This is a genomic window from Bacillus sp. FSL R5-0447 (assembly GCF_038606125.1).
Taxonomy (GTDB): domain Bacteria; phylum Bacillota; class Bacilli; order Bacillales; family Bacillaceae; genus Bacillus; species Bacillus velezensis.
On sequence record NZ_CP152012.1, the window covers coordinates 1,927,111 to 1,940,618 of the forward strand.

Annotated in this window: 13 protein-coding genes and 1 pseudogene; 10 read left to right on the plus strand and 4 right to left on the minus strand. The window is 39.5% G+C overall.

The window, feature by feature from the left end:
• Positions 1-139 precede the first annotated feature (139 nt).
• Genes nrdI through NYE68_RS09530 form a run of 4 tightly spaced genes read left to right on the plus strand, consistent with a single transcriptional unit; the run spans position 140 to position 4,270 of the window.
• The gene (gene nrdI / locus NYE68_RS09515; protein WP_015417520.1) at positions 140-532 is read left to right on the plus strand and encodes a class Ib ribonucleoside-diphosphate reductase assembly flavoprotein NrdI; all 393 of its coding nucleotides are present in this window, start codon (positions 140-142) and stop codon (positions 530-532) included.
• Positions 492-2,594 (plus strand): class 1b ribonucleoside-diphosphate reductase subunit alpha, encoded by a 2,103-nt coding sequence (gene nrdE, locus NYE68_RS09520; RefSeq protein ID WP_007611605.1) that lies wholly within the window; start codon positions 492-494, stop codon positions 2,592-2,594. Before nrdI ends, nrdE begins: the two co-directional genes overlap by 41 nt.
• Before the next feature lie 17 nt (positions 2,595-2,611).
• Complete coding sequence (nrdF, locus tag NYE68_RS09525) at positions 2,612-3,601, plus strand: class 1b ribonucleoside-diphosphate reductase subunit beta (RefSeq protein WP_012117608.1); 990 nt, start codon at positions 2,612-2,614, stop codon at positions 3,599-3,601.
• Positions 3,602-3,649: 48 nt separating this feature from the next.
• The gene (locus NYE68_RS09530; RefSeq protein ID WP_324635834.1) at positions 3,650-4,270 is read left to right on the plus strand and encodes a hypothetical protein; all 621 of its coding nucleotides are present in this window, start codon (positions 3,650-3,652) and stop codon (positions 4,268-4,270) included.
• A gap of 48 nt (positions 4,271-4,318) precedes the next feature.
• Here NYE68_RS09530 and NYE68_RS09535 read toward each other — a convergent pair whose 3' ends face one another.
• The gene (locus NYE68_RS09535) at positions 4,319-5,077 is read right to left on the minus strand and encodes an N-acetylmuramoyl-L-alanine amidase (RefSeq protein ID WP_324635832.1); all 759 of its coding nucleotides are present in this window, start codon (positions 5,075-5,077) and stop codon (positions 4,319-4,321) included.
• 306 nt (positions 5,078-5,383) lie between these two features.
• Here NYE68_RS09535 and NYE68_RS09540 point away from each other — a divergent pair.
• Positions 5,384-5,938: pseudogene (locus tag NYE68_RS09540) on the plus strand (AAA family ATPase); the annotation flags it as partial.
• Between the two features lie 712 nt (positions 5,939-6,650).
• Here the strand turns inward: NYE68_RS09540 and NYE68_RS09545 are convergent.
• Entirely contained in the window at positions 6,651-7,616 is a 966-nt protein-coding gene (locus NYE68_RS09545) for a thermonuclease family protein (RefSeq protein WP_113766227.1), read from the minus strand.
• A 263-nt stretch (positions 7,617-7,879) separates the two neighbouring features.
• On the opposite strand from NYE68_RS09545, the gene NYE68_RS09550 reads away from it, so the two are divergent.
• A complete protein-coding gene (locus NYE68_RS09550; RefSeq protein WP_076982859.1) occupies positions 7,880-8,314 on the plus strand; it encodes an SMI1/KNR4 family protein in 435 nt (144 codons plus the stop codon).
• A gap of 296 nt (positions 8,315-8,610) precedes the next feature.
• Here the strand turns inward: NYE68_RS09550 and NYE68_RS09555 are convergent, their stop codons facing one another.
• Positions 8,611-9,360, minus strand: coding sequence for a hypothetical protein (locus NYE68_RS09555; protein WP_342494078.1), 750 nt, complete (start codon positions 9,358-9,360; stop codon positions 8,611-8,613).
• 266 nt (positions 9,361-9,626) lie between these two features.
• Between NYE68_RS09555 and NYE68_RS09560 the strand changes: the two genes are divergently transcribed.
• Genes NYE68_RS09560 through NYE68_RS09570 form a run of 3 tightly spaced genes read left to right on the plus strand, consistent with a single transcriptional unit; the run spans position 9,627 to position 12,495 of the window.
• Positions 9,627-11,513, plus strand: a complete 1,887-nt coding sequence (locus NYE68_RS09560) for a T7SS effector LXG polymorphic toxin (protein WP_342494079.1) — start codon at positions 9,627-9,629, stop codon at positions 11,511-11,513.
• A 12-nt stretch (positions 11,514-11,525) separates the two neighbouring features.
• A complete protein-coding gene (locus NYE68_RS09565) occupies positions 11,526-11,984 on the plus strand; it encodes a YrhA family protein (protein WP_064115748.1) in 459 nt (152 codons plus the stop codon).
• A gap of 25 nt (positions 11,985-12,009) precedes the next feature.
• A complete protein-coding gene (locus NYE68_RS09570) occupies positions 12,010-12,495 on the plus strand; it encodes an SMI1/KNR4 family protein (RefSeq protein WP_064115747.1) in 486 nt (161 codons plus the stop codon).
• 230 nt (positions 12,496-12,725) lie between these two features.
• Here the strand turns inward: NYE68_RS09570 and NYE68_RS09575 are convergent, their stop codons facing one another.
• On the minus strand, positions 12,726-12,815 hold the full coding sequence (locus NYE68_RS09575) for a putative holin-like toxin (protein WP_076982784.1): 90 nt from the start codon (positions 12,813-12,815) through the stop codon (positions 12,726-12,728).
• 218 nt (positions 12,816-13,033) lie between these two features.
• Between NYE68_RS09575 and NYE68_RS09580 the strand changes: the two genes are divergently transcribed.
• Positions 13,034-13,507, plus strand: a complete 474-nt coding sequence (locus tag NYE68_RS09580; RefSeq protein WP_223255060.1) for a DUF4879 domain-containing protein — start codon at positions 13,034-13,036, stop codon at positions 13,505-13,507.
• Position 13,508: the final 1 nt, after the last annotated feature.

Genomic DNA, 13,508 nt, shown 5'->3' on the forward strand with positions numbered 1-13,508 from the left:
TCGGGCCGGAGCCAAAGTCCGCTCTTTCAAAAATATGAATTTTTTATAAATCGATCTCAATATGTTGTGTTTTTCTGAGAGGTTAGTATACTATATATAGTGTTAAGAGATTCATTATTTTTGATAGGTCGTGATAAGGATGGTTCAAATCATATTTGATTCAAAGACAGGGAATGTTCAGCGTTTTGTGAATAAAACAGACTTTCAGCTGATCCGCAAGGTGGACGAAACGAACCACGTGGACACTCCGTTTGTTTTGGTCACCTACACGACAAACTTCGGCCAGGTACCGGCATCAACACAATCATTTCTCGAAAAATACGCCCATCTCTTATTAGGAGTCGCTGCGAGCGGCAACAAAGTATGGGGCGATAACTTTGCAAAAAGCGCCGATACCATTTCAAGACAATATCAGGTGCCGATCTTGCACAAATTTGAACTCAGCGGCACATCTAAAGACGTTGAATTGTTTACTCAGGAGGTAGAAAGAGTTGTCACAAAATCAAGTGCCAAAATGGATCCAGTTAAATAACGAAATCATGATCCAACAAGATGGAAAATTCCAGTTTGATAAAGATAAAGAGGCTGTACATAGCTATTTTGTTGACTATATCAATCAAAACACAGTTTACTTTCACGATTTGAAAGAGAAGCTGGATTATTTGATTGAAAACCAATACTACGAAGAGGAATTCTTAAGCCTTTACTCTTTTGAAGACATTAAAGAAGTGTTTAAGACAGCTTACGCAAAGAAGTTTCGTTTTCCTTCCTTCATGAGTGCGTTTAAATTTTATAATGACTATGCTTTGAAAACGAATGACAAGAAAAGAATCCTCGAGCGTTATGAGGACCGAATCTCAATCGTCGCGCTGTTCTTCGCAAACGGCGACACTGAGAAAGCAAAAGAATATGTAAACCTGATGATCAACCAGGAATATCAGCCGAGTACACCGACATTTTTGAATGCCGGCAGAAAACGCCGCGGAGAACTGGTGAGCTGCTTCTTGCTCGAAGTCAATGATTCCTTAAACGATATTTCACGGGCGATCGATATTTCCATGCAGCTGTCCAAATTGGGCGGCGGGGTTTCTCTTAATCTGTCCAAGCTTCGCGCGAAAGGCGAAGCGATTAAAGATGTTGAAAACGCCACAAAAGGCGTTGTAGGCGTCATGAAGCTTCTTGATAATGCGTTCCGTTACGCTGACCAAATGGGCCAAAGACAAGGCTCGGGCGCGGCGTATTTAAATATTTTCCACCGCGATATCAATGATTTTCTTGATACGAAAAAGATTTCTGCGGATGAAGATGTGCGCGTCAAAACGCTTTCTATCGGTGTCGTCATTCCGGATAAGTTCGTTGAGCTTGCACGTGAGGATAAAGCGGCTTATGTATTCTATCCGCATACGATTTATAAAGAATACGGCCAGCATATGGACGAAATGGACATGACGGCGATGTATGAGGAGCTTGTCGACAACCCTCGTGTCAAAAAAGAAAAAGTGAATGCGCGCAAATTGCTTGAGAAGCTTGCCGTTCTCCGTTCCGAGTCAGGTTATCCGTACATTATGTTCCAGGACAACGTAAACAAAGAGCATGCGAATAACCACGTATCAAAAGTGAAATTCTCGAACCTTTGCTCTGAAGTGCTTCAGGCCTCACAGGTTTCGGCTTACACAGATTATGACGAGGAAGACGAAATCGGCTTGGACATTTCCTGCAACCTTGGTTCATTAAATATTTTGAATGTCATGAAACATAAATCGATTGAGCGCACGGTGAAACTCGCGACGGATTCCCTGACTCATGTATCTGAGACGACGGATATCCGCAACGCGCCGGCAGTCAGACGCGCGAACAAAGCGATGAAGTCGATCGGTTTAGGCGCCATGAACCTTCACGGCTACCTGGCCCAAAACGGCATCGCGTATGAAAGCCCGGAAGCAAGAGATTTCGCGAATACGTTCTTTATGATGGTGAACTTTTATTCCATTCAGCGTTCAGCTGAGCTTGCGAAAGAAAAAGGCGAAACGTTTGAGCATTATGAAGGCTCCACTTATGCAACGGGAGAATATTTCAATAAATACATCGAAAAAGAGTTCTCACCGGCATACGAAAAAATCGCTGCGCTCTTTGAAGGCATGCACATTCCGACAATCGAAGACTGGAAAGAGCTGAAGGCGTTTGTCGCTGAAAACGGCATGTACCACAGCTACAGACTGTGCATCGCACCGACAGGTTCCATTTCCTATGTCCAATCCAGCACGGCGTCCGTTATGCCGATCATGGAACGGATCGAAGAAAGAACATACGGAAATTCAAAAACGTATTACCCGATGCCGGGGTTAGCGTCTAATAACTGGTTCTTCTACAAAGAAGCTTATGATATGGACATGTTCAAAGTGGTGGATATGATCGCGACAATCCAGCAGCATATCGATCAGGGAATCAGCTTTACCCTGTTTTTGAAAGATACGATGACAACTCGTGATCTGAACCGTATTGATCTGTATGCCCACCATAGAGGCATCAAAACCATTTACTATGCAAGAACGAAAGATACCGGGCAGGACAGCTGTCTTTCTTGTGTCGTTTGATTAAAGGAGAGTTTACAGTGACAAAAATTTATGACGCAGCAAACTGGTCAAAGCATGAAGATGATTTCACCCAAATGTTTTACAACCAAAACGTAAAGCAGTTTTGGCTTCCGGAAGAGATCGCATTAAACGGCGATCTTCTCACTTGGAAGTATTTGGGTAAAAATGAGCAGGATACGTACATGAAGGTGCTCGCCGGCCTGACACTGCTTGATACAGAGCAGGGGAACACGGGCATGCCGATTGTGGCCGAGCACGTCGAAGGCCATCAGCGAAAAGCGGTTCTTAATTTCATGGCGATGATGGAAAACGCGGTGCACGCAAAATCATATTCAAATATTTTTATGACGCTTGCTCCGACTGAAACGATCAACGAAGTATTTGAATGGGTAAAGCAGAATAAATATTTGCAGAAAAAAGCGCAAATGATTGTCGGGCTTTACAAAGCCATTCAAAAAGATGATGAAATTTCACTGTTCAAAGCGATGGTTGCTTCCGTCTATCTGGAAAGCTTCCTTTTCTACAGCGGTTTCTATTATCCGTTATATTTCTACGGACAAGGAAAACTGATGCAAAGCGGTGAGATCATTAACCTGATCCTTCGTGATGAAGCGATTCACGGCGTGTATGTCGGTCTCCTTGCTCAGGAAATTTATAATAAACAGACAGAAGAGAAAAAAGCAGAGCTTCGTGAATTTGCGATTGACCTTCTGAATCAGTTATATGAAAATGAGCTTGAATATACAGAGGACTTGTACGATCAAGTCGGACTCTCACACGATGTAAAGAAATTCATCCGCTATAACGCCAATAAAGCTTTGATGAACTTAGGGTTCGATCCTTACTTTGAAGAAGAGGATATTAATCCGATCGTATTAAACGGATTAAACACCAAAACAAAATCACATGATTTCTTCTCCATGAAAGGGAACGGCTACAAAAAGGCGACGGTAGAACCGATTAAGGACGAAGATTTTTATTTTGGCCAAGATGAAGAGCAGATATAATATCTGCTCTTTTGGCTTGAATGGAGAGGTAAGACAGGAGGAACGGGCATGAATAAAATGGATGAAATCATCTTGGCTGCACCGCGGAGTGACGTCTTTCAAAACGAAATGCTGACATTTCAGGGAGTCAACAGCGAGGATGAACGTATCGTAAACATTATGGCTCAAATTGAGGCGCATTTTTTTGAAATCAGAAGAGGCGACGCGGAAGAGGACCCGCGATTTAAACAGCCGATTCCGTATGTCGTCATCCGCCGCGATGGTGAGGTGTTTGTGTATGAACGGCTTGCGGGCGGAGGGGAATCGCGCCTCCATAATAAGCTTTCTCTCGGCTTCGGCGGACACATGAACCCTATGGAAGGGGCGGCTTCATTTTCGGAAGTGCTGAAACAGAATACCGACCGGGAGCTGGCGGAAGAACTGTACATTCGTGAGGAGGACAAACAAAACATTGTCACACTCGGCCTGATCAATGATGATGAAAACGATGTAGGGAAGGTGCATATCGGCATCCTTTCTGCGCTCCAGTTAGCGTCTGCGGCACAAGTCGAAGTGAAAGAAAAAGATCAAATCGCCGGGCGCTGGATGAAACTGAGCGAACTGAAAGAGGAAAATGTGTATCAGCGTCTTGAAGCTTGGTCTCAGTTTGTCGCCGATATACTTCAATAACAAAAAACCCCGTTCGTCCCAAAAAAGGGAGAGCGGGGGTTTTTTCATTTAGTCTTGCACAATGAAGGCATCAAATCCGGCTTTTTCGGCCCGCGCGGCCAACGCTTCAGCGTAATCTTTGGAAGAGAATGCGCCGATCTGCACTTTAAATAAGCCGCCTTTTGGAAGCACAATCGCGTCAAAACCTTTAGACACCGCATCGGCGGCAAGCGCATCAGCATTTGCTTTCACTTTGAATGCGCCGATTTGCACTTTATATAAGTCAGCCTTTTTTTTTAGAGCGAAAGCTTGCTCCAAGCCCTTGGCATGTCCTCTTGCAAGGCTTTCAATAAAACTGGCTGTTTTCAGTTTGTTTGCATCAGCTGACGTATCAACAAAACCATTCTCCGTCAAAATTGCCGGCATACTTGTCTCCCGCAGCACATGGAAGTTGGCTGTTTTTTTTCCTCGGTCATTAAAACCCGATGCTTGAATCACTTGCGTGTGCACGGCTGATTGGTAAGTCGAGGTCGGCGCTCCGACACCGGGGTAAATATAGCTTTCGAACCCGGTTCCGCCTCCTGAGTTAATATGAATGGATAAATAATAATCTGCGCCCCAGCTGTTGGCGGCATCCGTTCTTTCCGTCAGGCTGACTGTCTTATCGCTTGTCCTGCTCATCGTGACAGAAACTCCTTCATACTCATTCGTCAGAATCGTGCGCAAAGCCAGCGCGATCTCCAGCGTGACCGCTTTTTCCTGAAGTCCGTTTCCGGTTGCACCTGAATCAGTTCCGCCATGACCGGGGTCTATAAAAATTTTAACCATTCTCCATCACCTCATTACAGCATATGATGATATTCAAATGGTGCTTGTACGGCTGTCATTCATGAAAAAAATGAGAAATATACCCAACATTTCCCGGAAAATAAAAATAAATGGTTTGTCCTCCCGTTTCTGCTGAATACAATAAGAAATGAAAAATATTTCTCGGGAAAGCGCAAGATTCAACATCATTCCCGAAGAGAACGGAAAAAGTGACAGATAAAGAGGAAAACGGGTCTCATGATGATAGGCGGATGTCACGGAACCGCTTCATCATGAGTAAGATAAAGAGAGAACAGAGAGGTGAGCATGTTGGAGCGCGCTGTAACCTATAAAAATAACGGACAAATTAACATCATTCTTAATGGCCAAAAGCAAGTGCTGACAAATGCGGAAGCTGAGGCGGAATATCAGGCCGCCCTGCAAAAAAATGAAGCCAAGCACAGCATTCTGAAAGAAATTGAAAAAGAAATGAACACATTAGTGGGTATGGAAGAAATGAAACGCAACATTAAAGAAATTTACGCGTGGATATTCGTCAACCAAAAACGGGCCGAACAAGGGCTGAAAGTCGGAAAACAAGCTCTTCATATGATGTTCAAAGGGAACCCCGGCACCGGGAAAACCACCGTCGCGAGACTGATCGGCAAGCTTTTCTTCGAAATGAACGTGCTTTCCAAAGGACATCTGATCGAAGCGGAACGTGCCGATCTGGTCGGTGAATACATCGGACACACGGCGCAAAAAACGAGAGATCTGATTAAAAAATCGCTCGGGGGCATTTTATTCATTGATGAAGCATACTCACTTGCAAGGGGCGGAGAAAAGGATTTCGGTAAAGAGGCGATTGATACGCTTGTCAAGAACAAGGTTTTAACTTTTATGTCACTTCTAAGATCGGCATCCCTAAACCAGAAAGCAATTACACATATCAGTGGGAACAATACTCAGGTAAGCTTGAACAAATAAAAAGACTTCACTTCGATGAACTTAAAACAGTGGGGGAAATATCAAAGGAGCTTAATATTCCAGACTGGAGTATTTTGAATCTTTTTAAGGCGAAAAAAGTGGACAAGCTTTCTTATTCTGAATTGTCAAAGAGGAGGAGAGCAAAGGATTTTGATCTGCTTTACGATCTGCATTTCAACAAAAAAATGAGTCTAAAAGAAATTGGCCGGAAATATGATTATTCACCTCCCTATATCCGTCAAGTTTTTAAGGATCAAGGAATCAAACACTTGGCGTTTAAAAATCAGAATAAGAATTAAATAAATTAAAGCTGACAACAATGACTGGAAATTCGTTTTGTATATCTGGGTAAAGACAACCGCCTAAATTCTGAAGAAGAGACAGAGATGATGATATCTCTAAAAGAAAGTTCTTTATAAAATCCTCATTTTAACGAAACATTTTTAGATCAGCTTGCTTATTAATCTAATTTAAAGTATTCTAATTGATGTATCATAGGGGTTTAACAGCCACTATAGACCACAGAGTCCCTCACAGCGCTCTGTGGTTTTTTATTTAGATAGAATATACCCAAATAAAAAAGAAGCCTCAGAGGGCTTCAAAATGATTAATTCTTCTCACATGCAAAGTTGTCATTGTCGCGATCCATTTTAGATGTATAGGCAGGGTGAGTGCTTGGTACACCATGTGGATATTTCTTTCTCAACTCTGTACAGTTTGCAAAGTGTTCTGCTCCTCCAGTAGAAGGGGAGGCTTGTGTAGAGTTAGAAGAGCTGCTTGATGCTGAACTGCTTGAGTTCGATTGATGTGTCTCTGATTGGTGTGTTGTAACGGACTTTTGAGCCGGTTTAGATTCACTTACTGATTTCTTCGGTTTAGATACGCAACCATTAAATCCTTTATCAGTTGAATAGCCATTCTTACTCCAAATCTTCAAGTCCTTATCTTTAGCAACTTGCTCATCTTTCTTATACGTGTCTAAATACTTCGTGTTCGGCTCATACACATAAGCTACTCGTGCTAATCCTTCTTTAAGAAGTGTTTCTTGAACAGATTTACCGTCTACATAAACGTAAGCCAGCATTCTGCCATACTTGTCTGTACGATCTCCTTTATCAAACTCCAGTTGAAGTTTGCCGTTATTGACTAGCTGCTTGTTTCTTGCTGAAGCATCCTCACCATATGGTTGCACACAAGAGTTTGGCTTTTTAGTTTCAGGAGTGTCAACCAGCAAATAACGAACTGTTTTGATTTCGCCTTTATAGTTAACTTTAATTGTGTCTCCGTCAACTGTTCTGTTAAGCGTTACATCGACCAGCTTTTTCTTATTTTCAGATTTCTTTTTATCCGACGAATCCTTCTTTGAAGCATTTTCGGCTTTTTCATTCTTGTCATTATTGCTTTTGTCGTTTGCTTGGGTGTCTGCCTTTGTCTCTTTTGCATTCTTTTCTTCTTGCTGCGTTGTTTTAGCTTTATCTGAATCTGTTTTATCTGTAGAAGCAGAATCAGACCCACACGCAGCCAAAGAAAAGCTTAGAGATAATGCGGCAATACCTAACAACCATTTCTTCATTGTAATTCCCCCAAATTTGTTTGTTCTGTCTCTATATCGGACAAACCTTCCTAATTATAAATATAAAGCCAAAGATTGTAAATTTGATTTTGTCATTTTAAAACACTCAAATAAAGTTGTGTGGTAAAATTTAGTGGTCTAAACCTTAGAGGAGGGAAAGTTATATGGAAGAAGGGAAGTTAATTCAAATGACTCTTAATGGAATAAAGGAAGCTGTTTCTAAATACGGAACATTCCCTATGTTTCATCATGGAGGGTATGTCATGGAAGATGCTACTTTTCATTTCAAAGATCCTGCTAGTCCTCAAGAAATTAGCGATATAGAACAGAAGCTAGGTGTTACCTTCCCTAATGACTATAAAGAGTTTTTGTTACAGCACAATGGGATGGAAATGTTTGATGGGATTGAAATACTTAGCTTAGAGGGAATCATTGAATATAATGAGGTTCAAGATTTCCCAGAGGGATACGTTTTAATTGGATATCATTTTGATGGAAGATATGTCATAGACACAAACAAATCAAAAAATGGATTAGGTTATATGCTATATCTAGACTCAATTGATGATATTGAAGATGCGATTAACTTAGATTCGAATTTTGAAATATGGTTTGATATGTTAGTGTCTTCTAATGGAACGAAATATTGGGAAGTGAATCCGAATATCCGAGAGTATTATAAACTGGTTTCAGAATAAAAAGACTCCGCATAGGAGTCTTCATCTACAATTTTACTTCTTTTTTGTATAAGAAGCCCACCATGGATTTACTTCTTTCCTGTGAAAATTCACATCGATAGGAATTAAATTGCTTGTCTGATTTCCTCCACCGTACTCTCTAGGTAGTTGATGATGAATCTCAAATTTTACCCAAGTTTTTTTGCCGTATTTTTTATCATACCAGTTCCTATATGCTTTGCGTTCTGTAGTTCCCCATTTTACTCTTTTATCGCTAGGCACCCATTTAATAAATGCATTAGATGGAGCTAATATATTTAATCCTGATTGCTTATCTGTGTAATTGGAGGGGAAAACATTCCCTTCATATTCGTTAGGTATAATCCTTCAGTCCAGGATATCGTTCTAACAGTTGGTTTTTTCCCTGCCCAAGTAGCAATTGCGCCGCCAGTATACTTCCAAAATGTTGTTTTGTTTACATTAATAAATTGATGAACTTCCGATCCCTTTTTCACTTGAGTCCCTACAAAGGTCTTTCTAATAGTATGGGGGCAAGTAAACTGTTTGTTATAATAGCCACTCTTACATAAACCCTGATGTACTTCTGCTGACGCAGGAGGAATTCCTACTATTTTTGAAATTTCAACTCCGTGCATCACTTTATTAACTTTTCCACCTAAAAAAGTGTGACTGAAATAGATAATACTTTTTGCTTTTTTCTCAACAGTTTTCCGTTGGTTTTCAGAGGTGACTTGTCCAGATGATGTCTGATTACCATCTTTGTCATAAGCTATATAAGTTTGGTATGAATTTTCAACATCCATTCCTTGTTCCTTGGCGATTTTTTGCAGCTTACTTTCTGATCCGGCTAATTCTCTTTTAGATGAATCGGTGTTTTGCGGTTTTTCATTTACTGTTGAGATACGTTTGTTAAGGTCAATGCCAGTTGCATTATTGTCAGTGATTTCTTTGTTTGCCGTTGCCTTTACATCATAGAGGGGATAGCAAGAGAATAATAAAGAGAGAGCTATTACAACTAACCAAATGCTTTTTGACACATACTTCATAATGGTTTTACACTCCTTTTTCTTCTGTTTAAACCTGTTATGAGTATCTGAGGTGTAAATAAATAATATATTTTACAATTAATACCTCCTTTCGTGAGGATAGTATCACCTTTTCCATTTTTTATCAACTGAATTAAGCCTATTTTAAGATTTTGTTAAAGTACAAATCTCCTAAGAAAGAGACCTTCAACAAAACGAAGAAGCTCTCCTTACATGTGATTTAATGTGGTAAAATTTAGATAAGATTGAGTGGGAAGGAGACGGATATGAAAGTATTTGAAGCATCCTCGTTAATTTCAGCAGCTGAAAAGCGAGCAAAAGAATACGATCAGATTAGAGAACAATTTATTAATCTCAGAAAAGCATTTCAAGGAATGGCTGATTTAGATGACAGTGAGTTTTCGGGCAAAGGTGCTGATAACATCAAAGCATTCTTTCAAGACCACGCCGGCGTCACAGACAGCTGGCTTGATCTGATCGATATGAAGATTGCGTTTCTTAACAGTATTTCAGGAAAAGTAGCTGATGCCGGATTGGCCGATTCGTTTGTGGAAGAGTCCTTTTTAGAACACGAGCTGATTCATGCGAAGAATAAATCAAAAGCCATCATGCAAGAGCAACGTAATGAAATGAGGGATATTCTTAATGAGATAAGTGATATCATTCATCTAGATGTTTTCTCTACAGAGGATGTCGATCAAAAGCTGGATTCAGCAGACAAGAAACGGGACAATACCATACATAAGCTCGGAAAGCTCGATCATGATCTAACGAAGGAATACGCAGAAACCGAGGCAAACGAACATTTCATTCAAGCAGATTTTCAACAGCTCCAAAATGCCACGGGTAAGGGGAAAAATGCAACACCACTTCACTATAACGCCAAGGCGTACAGAGAAAGTGACATACATAAGAAAAAAGGCGAGATTGCAAGACACTCAGACACATATTTAACGTTTAAGAAGGAAGAAGCGAAAGAGCGGGAGATCAAGGAACTGAAGAAAAAGCTCGCTGACGGAGTAACTGATCCGGATGAATATTTGGAAATTGCGAAGAAGATCGGCTATGAAAACCTTGAACCTTCCCAGCAGCAATATGTCATTCAGCTTGAACAAGCAAAACAGCTGGAAGAAGCCGGAGAAGTGACTTGGGATATTTTAAAAGGTGTAGGCATAGGGGCGTATGATATTGTTAAGGATACGGTAGTTGGTGCCAAAGACTTGGCAGTTGGTACTTGGGAATTTTCACAGCTTTCTGATGAGCAGAAGCTATTAAAAATAACTGGTACCATAATTGAAACACCTACTTATGCTAAAATTATTTGGAAAGACTTATCTGATTCTTGGAATGATAAAATGGTCAATGGTGATGCTTATTCGAGAGCGCACTATCTAACTTATGCTGTTGGAAGTCTTGTTGGATTAAAAGGTGGGGGCTCTATTCTTAAAGGGTCAAGTAAGTTAGCTACAACTGGAGCAGCCAAGGTTGATAAAGCCTTAGGAGCTGGAGAAAAAGCAGTTACTAATAGCGTAAAGACTGGAATTCATAAAGGGAAAGTCTTCAGTAATTCTTTTTCTATAAATAATAATCAATTGGCATATGCAGGTATCCTTCAGGATATAGAGAATACTCATAATGTTAAAAACACATCAATATTAAAAGAAGCGATAGACGAGAAGAAGAGTGTGCTTTATAAATCAGCTGGTAGCGATGACTTTATAGGAACATTAAAAGGTGAACAGGTTCTTTTGAAAGATGTTAAAGTTAAGGAAATTAGTTACACAAAGAGAAGCCCAGAAGATACAGCAATACTTAGAAGAAAGTTCAACAGTTCTATTAAAAAACAATTTTTAAAAGGTCTATCAAATGACCCTAATAAAGTTAAGAAACTCAAGAAGGCTGGCTTAACAGATAAAGATATAGCCAGAATGAAAGATGGTCTCAACCCTAAGGGATATCAAGTTCACCATAAACTTCCTTTAGATGACGGTGGCACAAACGATATGGATAACTTGATCTTGATCAAAAACGACCCTTACCATAAAGCAATAACTAATGAGCAAAATTCATTAACAAAAGGTTTAACACCAGGAGAAACAAAGAAAATTAATTGGCCTATTCCTAATGGTGAAATATATCCAAGTGAGAAATAAGGAGGCAGTTTTATGTGGATGAATTTATTGGAGGAAATTCGAAAAACTGAAGAAAAGTATGGAGATGAATTGAATTCTCCTGTTACAGACAAAGAATTAAGAAATTTTGAAGAAGCAGTATTAGGTAAGTTCCCTATAAATGAAATTCCTTCAGGATATAAAAAATTTCTTCAAACCGTTAACGGATTAGATTTTAATGGCTTGGTAATCTATGGGCTGGATAAAATATTTTTGGAAGAAGAAAATGATGAAGAAGTTTATGGTTTTATTGAAACAAATGAACAATGGCACGAAAATGACGAACAGAAAAAATACCTGTTTTTTGGTGATTCAGATACAGCTTGGTATTGCTTAGATGTGATTGAGAATGAATATTTGGAGCTTGATAAACCCTCTGGAACGTTGATGAACAAATTTGATGATTTTAACACCATGCTAGCTGATGCATTGAAATTTAGCTTAGACAATTAAATAAAAGTAATACAAAGGTGTGGATATGTTAATCAAAAAGATTGCTTCTACATCAGACTGTCGGTTGTTTGAAGCTGATGGTCTCCCAGTAATAGGCGAGAAGCATCAACTACCAAAAGATATTAGGGAATTTTATGAACAATGTGGTGGAGCAGTTTTATATGAAAATGCGGATTATCCAATATATATAGTAAGTCCACATGAGTTTAAATTGGCTAACCCCGTTATTGTTGGGGAACTTTGTGAAGAAGATATTTCATCCGAGTGGTATATTGTTTGTACGGATGGAAAAGGAGAATATCTGACAATTGATTTAAATGAAGATCGTAAAGGTAAGTGTTACGATAGCTTTTTTGATCGACATGGAATTGTTGGTGAAACACAGGTAATAGCCACTTCATTTACTGATTTAATACAGCGATTGCTTGAGAATAAGGGTAGGCACTGGTATTGGTTAAGGGGTGAATTTATATCATTAGGCTATGCGTATGATGGTGTAGAAATTGAATAATCCAATAAACAAAAGTTTTGCAAATCATTTCAATGGTTTCATTTAATGTGTTATAATCAAACTGTAAAATACAGACTGGTTACAGTGTATTTCTTTAATAAGAAATGCATAAAATAAAAAGACCAGGGTGCTACCAACACCCCAGCTTTGTACAAAAAGCTGCCCATCAAAGGGCTTGCTCAGCGGTTATTCGTGATAGACCTCTTCAGGATTCCAGTCTCAAGGGAGGTCTATTTTTTATTTATATACGTCAACAGGGCGATTATAAACGATCCGAATGCAAGCATTAACATTAATGCCTGAAATGTTGACATAAGCATCACCCCCTTTCGTAGGGGATGAGCAAGACTCCCTTGAGTGAGCAAACTTAATGTACAGGAAACATTATACACTAGTTCCATTTATATGTCGTTAAAAACCTCATACAGTTACCTAAACGAAAAGAACCATGTTAGAAATAGGTTCTTTTTTTGTATTTAAGTTAAATATCTCGCTGGAATTACCGATAAATAACATGTGAAATAATACCAAGGAGGTTGTGAAATTGAAAAAAGTATTTAGTTTAGTAACAATTGTACTTCTTGCTGTTGCAACGATGTTTTCTATTAACACATCAAAAGCAGAAGCAGTTGAAGCAACACCGCTTTACAGTCTTCAGATTCTTTCTGTCACATCGGATGGAAACGACTTTGTATGGGAGCCTATTACAAGCAGCAAGCCAAATGCAACAAATGTTTTGAAAGGTGACAAGCTGCATATTAAAGTTCGCTTTATGGGCTATACAAATTCGACCGTTATTAAAGCAAAGGATGGGAGAAATTTGTTATACAAAGGTGAAGCGAACATATACAAATATGACCCTATACTTGGACAAAACAAAGTTGTGATAGGATGGGACAAATACATTGAAATTCCAATGAACGAACTTCCTTCAAATGAGATTCAAGTTGAAGGTCTTGGGAAAAACATGAAAATCATTTATAGCAACGTTGTAAAATTCGAGAGAGGGTGAA

Excerpts from the sequence above, each read along its gene's own strand:
- nrdI (WP_015417520.1), top strand. The coding sequence starts at position 140 with ATGGTTCAAATCATATTTGATTCAAAGACAGGGAATGTTCAGCGTTTT.
- NYE68_RS09530 (WP_324635834.1), top strand. The coding sequence starts at position 3,650 with ATGAATAAAATGGATGAAATCATCTTGGCTGCACCGCGGAGTGACGTC.
- NYE68_RS09535 (WP_324635832.1), bottom strand. The coding sequence starts at position 5,077 with ATGGTTAAAATTTTTATAGACCCCGGTCATGGCGGAACTGATTCAGGT.
- NYE68_RS09545 (WP_113766227.1), bottom strand. The coding sequence starts at position 7,616 with ATGAAGAAATGGTTGTTAGGTATTGCCGCATTATCTCTAAGCTTTTCT.
- NYE68_RS09550 (WP_076982859.1), top strand. The coding sequence starts at position 7,880 with ATGGAAGATGCTACTTTTCATTTCAAAGATCCTGCTAGTCCTCAAGAA.
- NYE68_RS09555 (WP_342494078.1), bottom strand. The coding sequence starts at position 9,360 with ATGAAGTATGTGTCAAAAAGCATTTGGTTAGTTGTAATAGCTCTCTCT.
- NYE68_RS09560 (WP_342494079.1), top strand. The coding sequence starts at position 9,627 with ATGAAAGTATTTGAAGCATCCTCGTTAATTTCAGCAGCTGAAAAGCGA.
- NYE68_RS09565 (WP_064115748.1), top strand. The coding sequence starts at position 11,526 with ATGTGGATGAATTTATTGGAGGAAATTCGAAAAACTGAAGAAAAGTAT.
- NYE68_RS09570 (WP_064115747.1), top strand. The coding sequence starts at position 12,010 with ATGTTAATCAAAAAGATTGCTTCTACATCAGACTGTCGGTTGTTTGAA.
- NYE68_RS09575 (WP_076982784.1), bottom strand. The coding sequence starts at position 12,815 with ATGCTTATGTCAACATTTCAGGCATTAATGTTAATGCTTGCATTCGGA.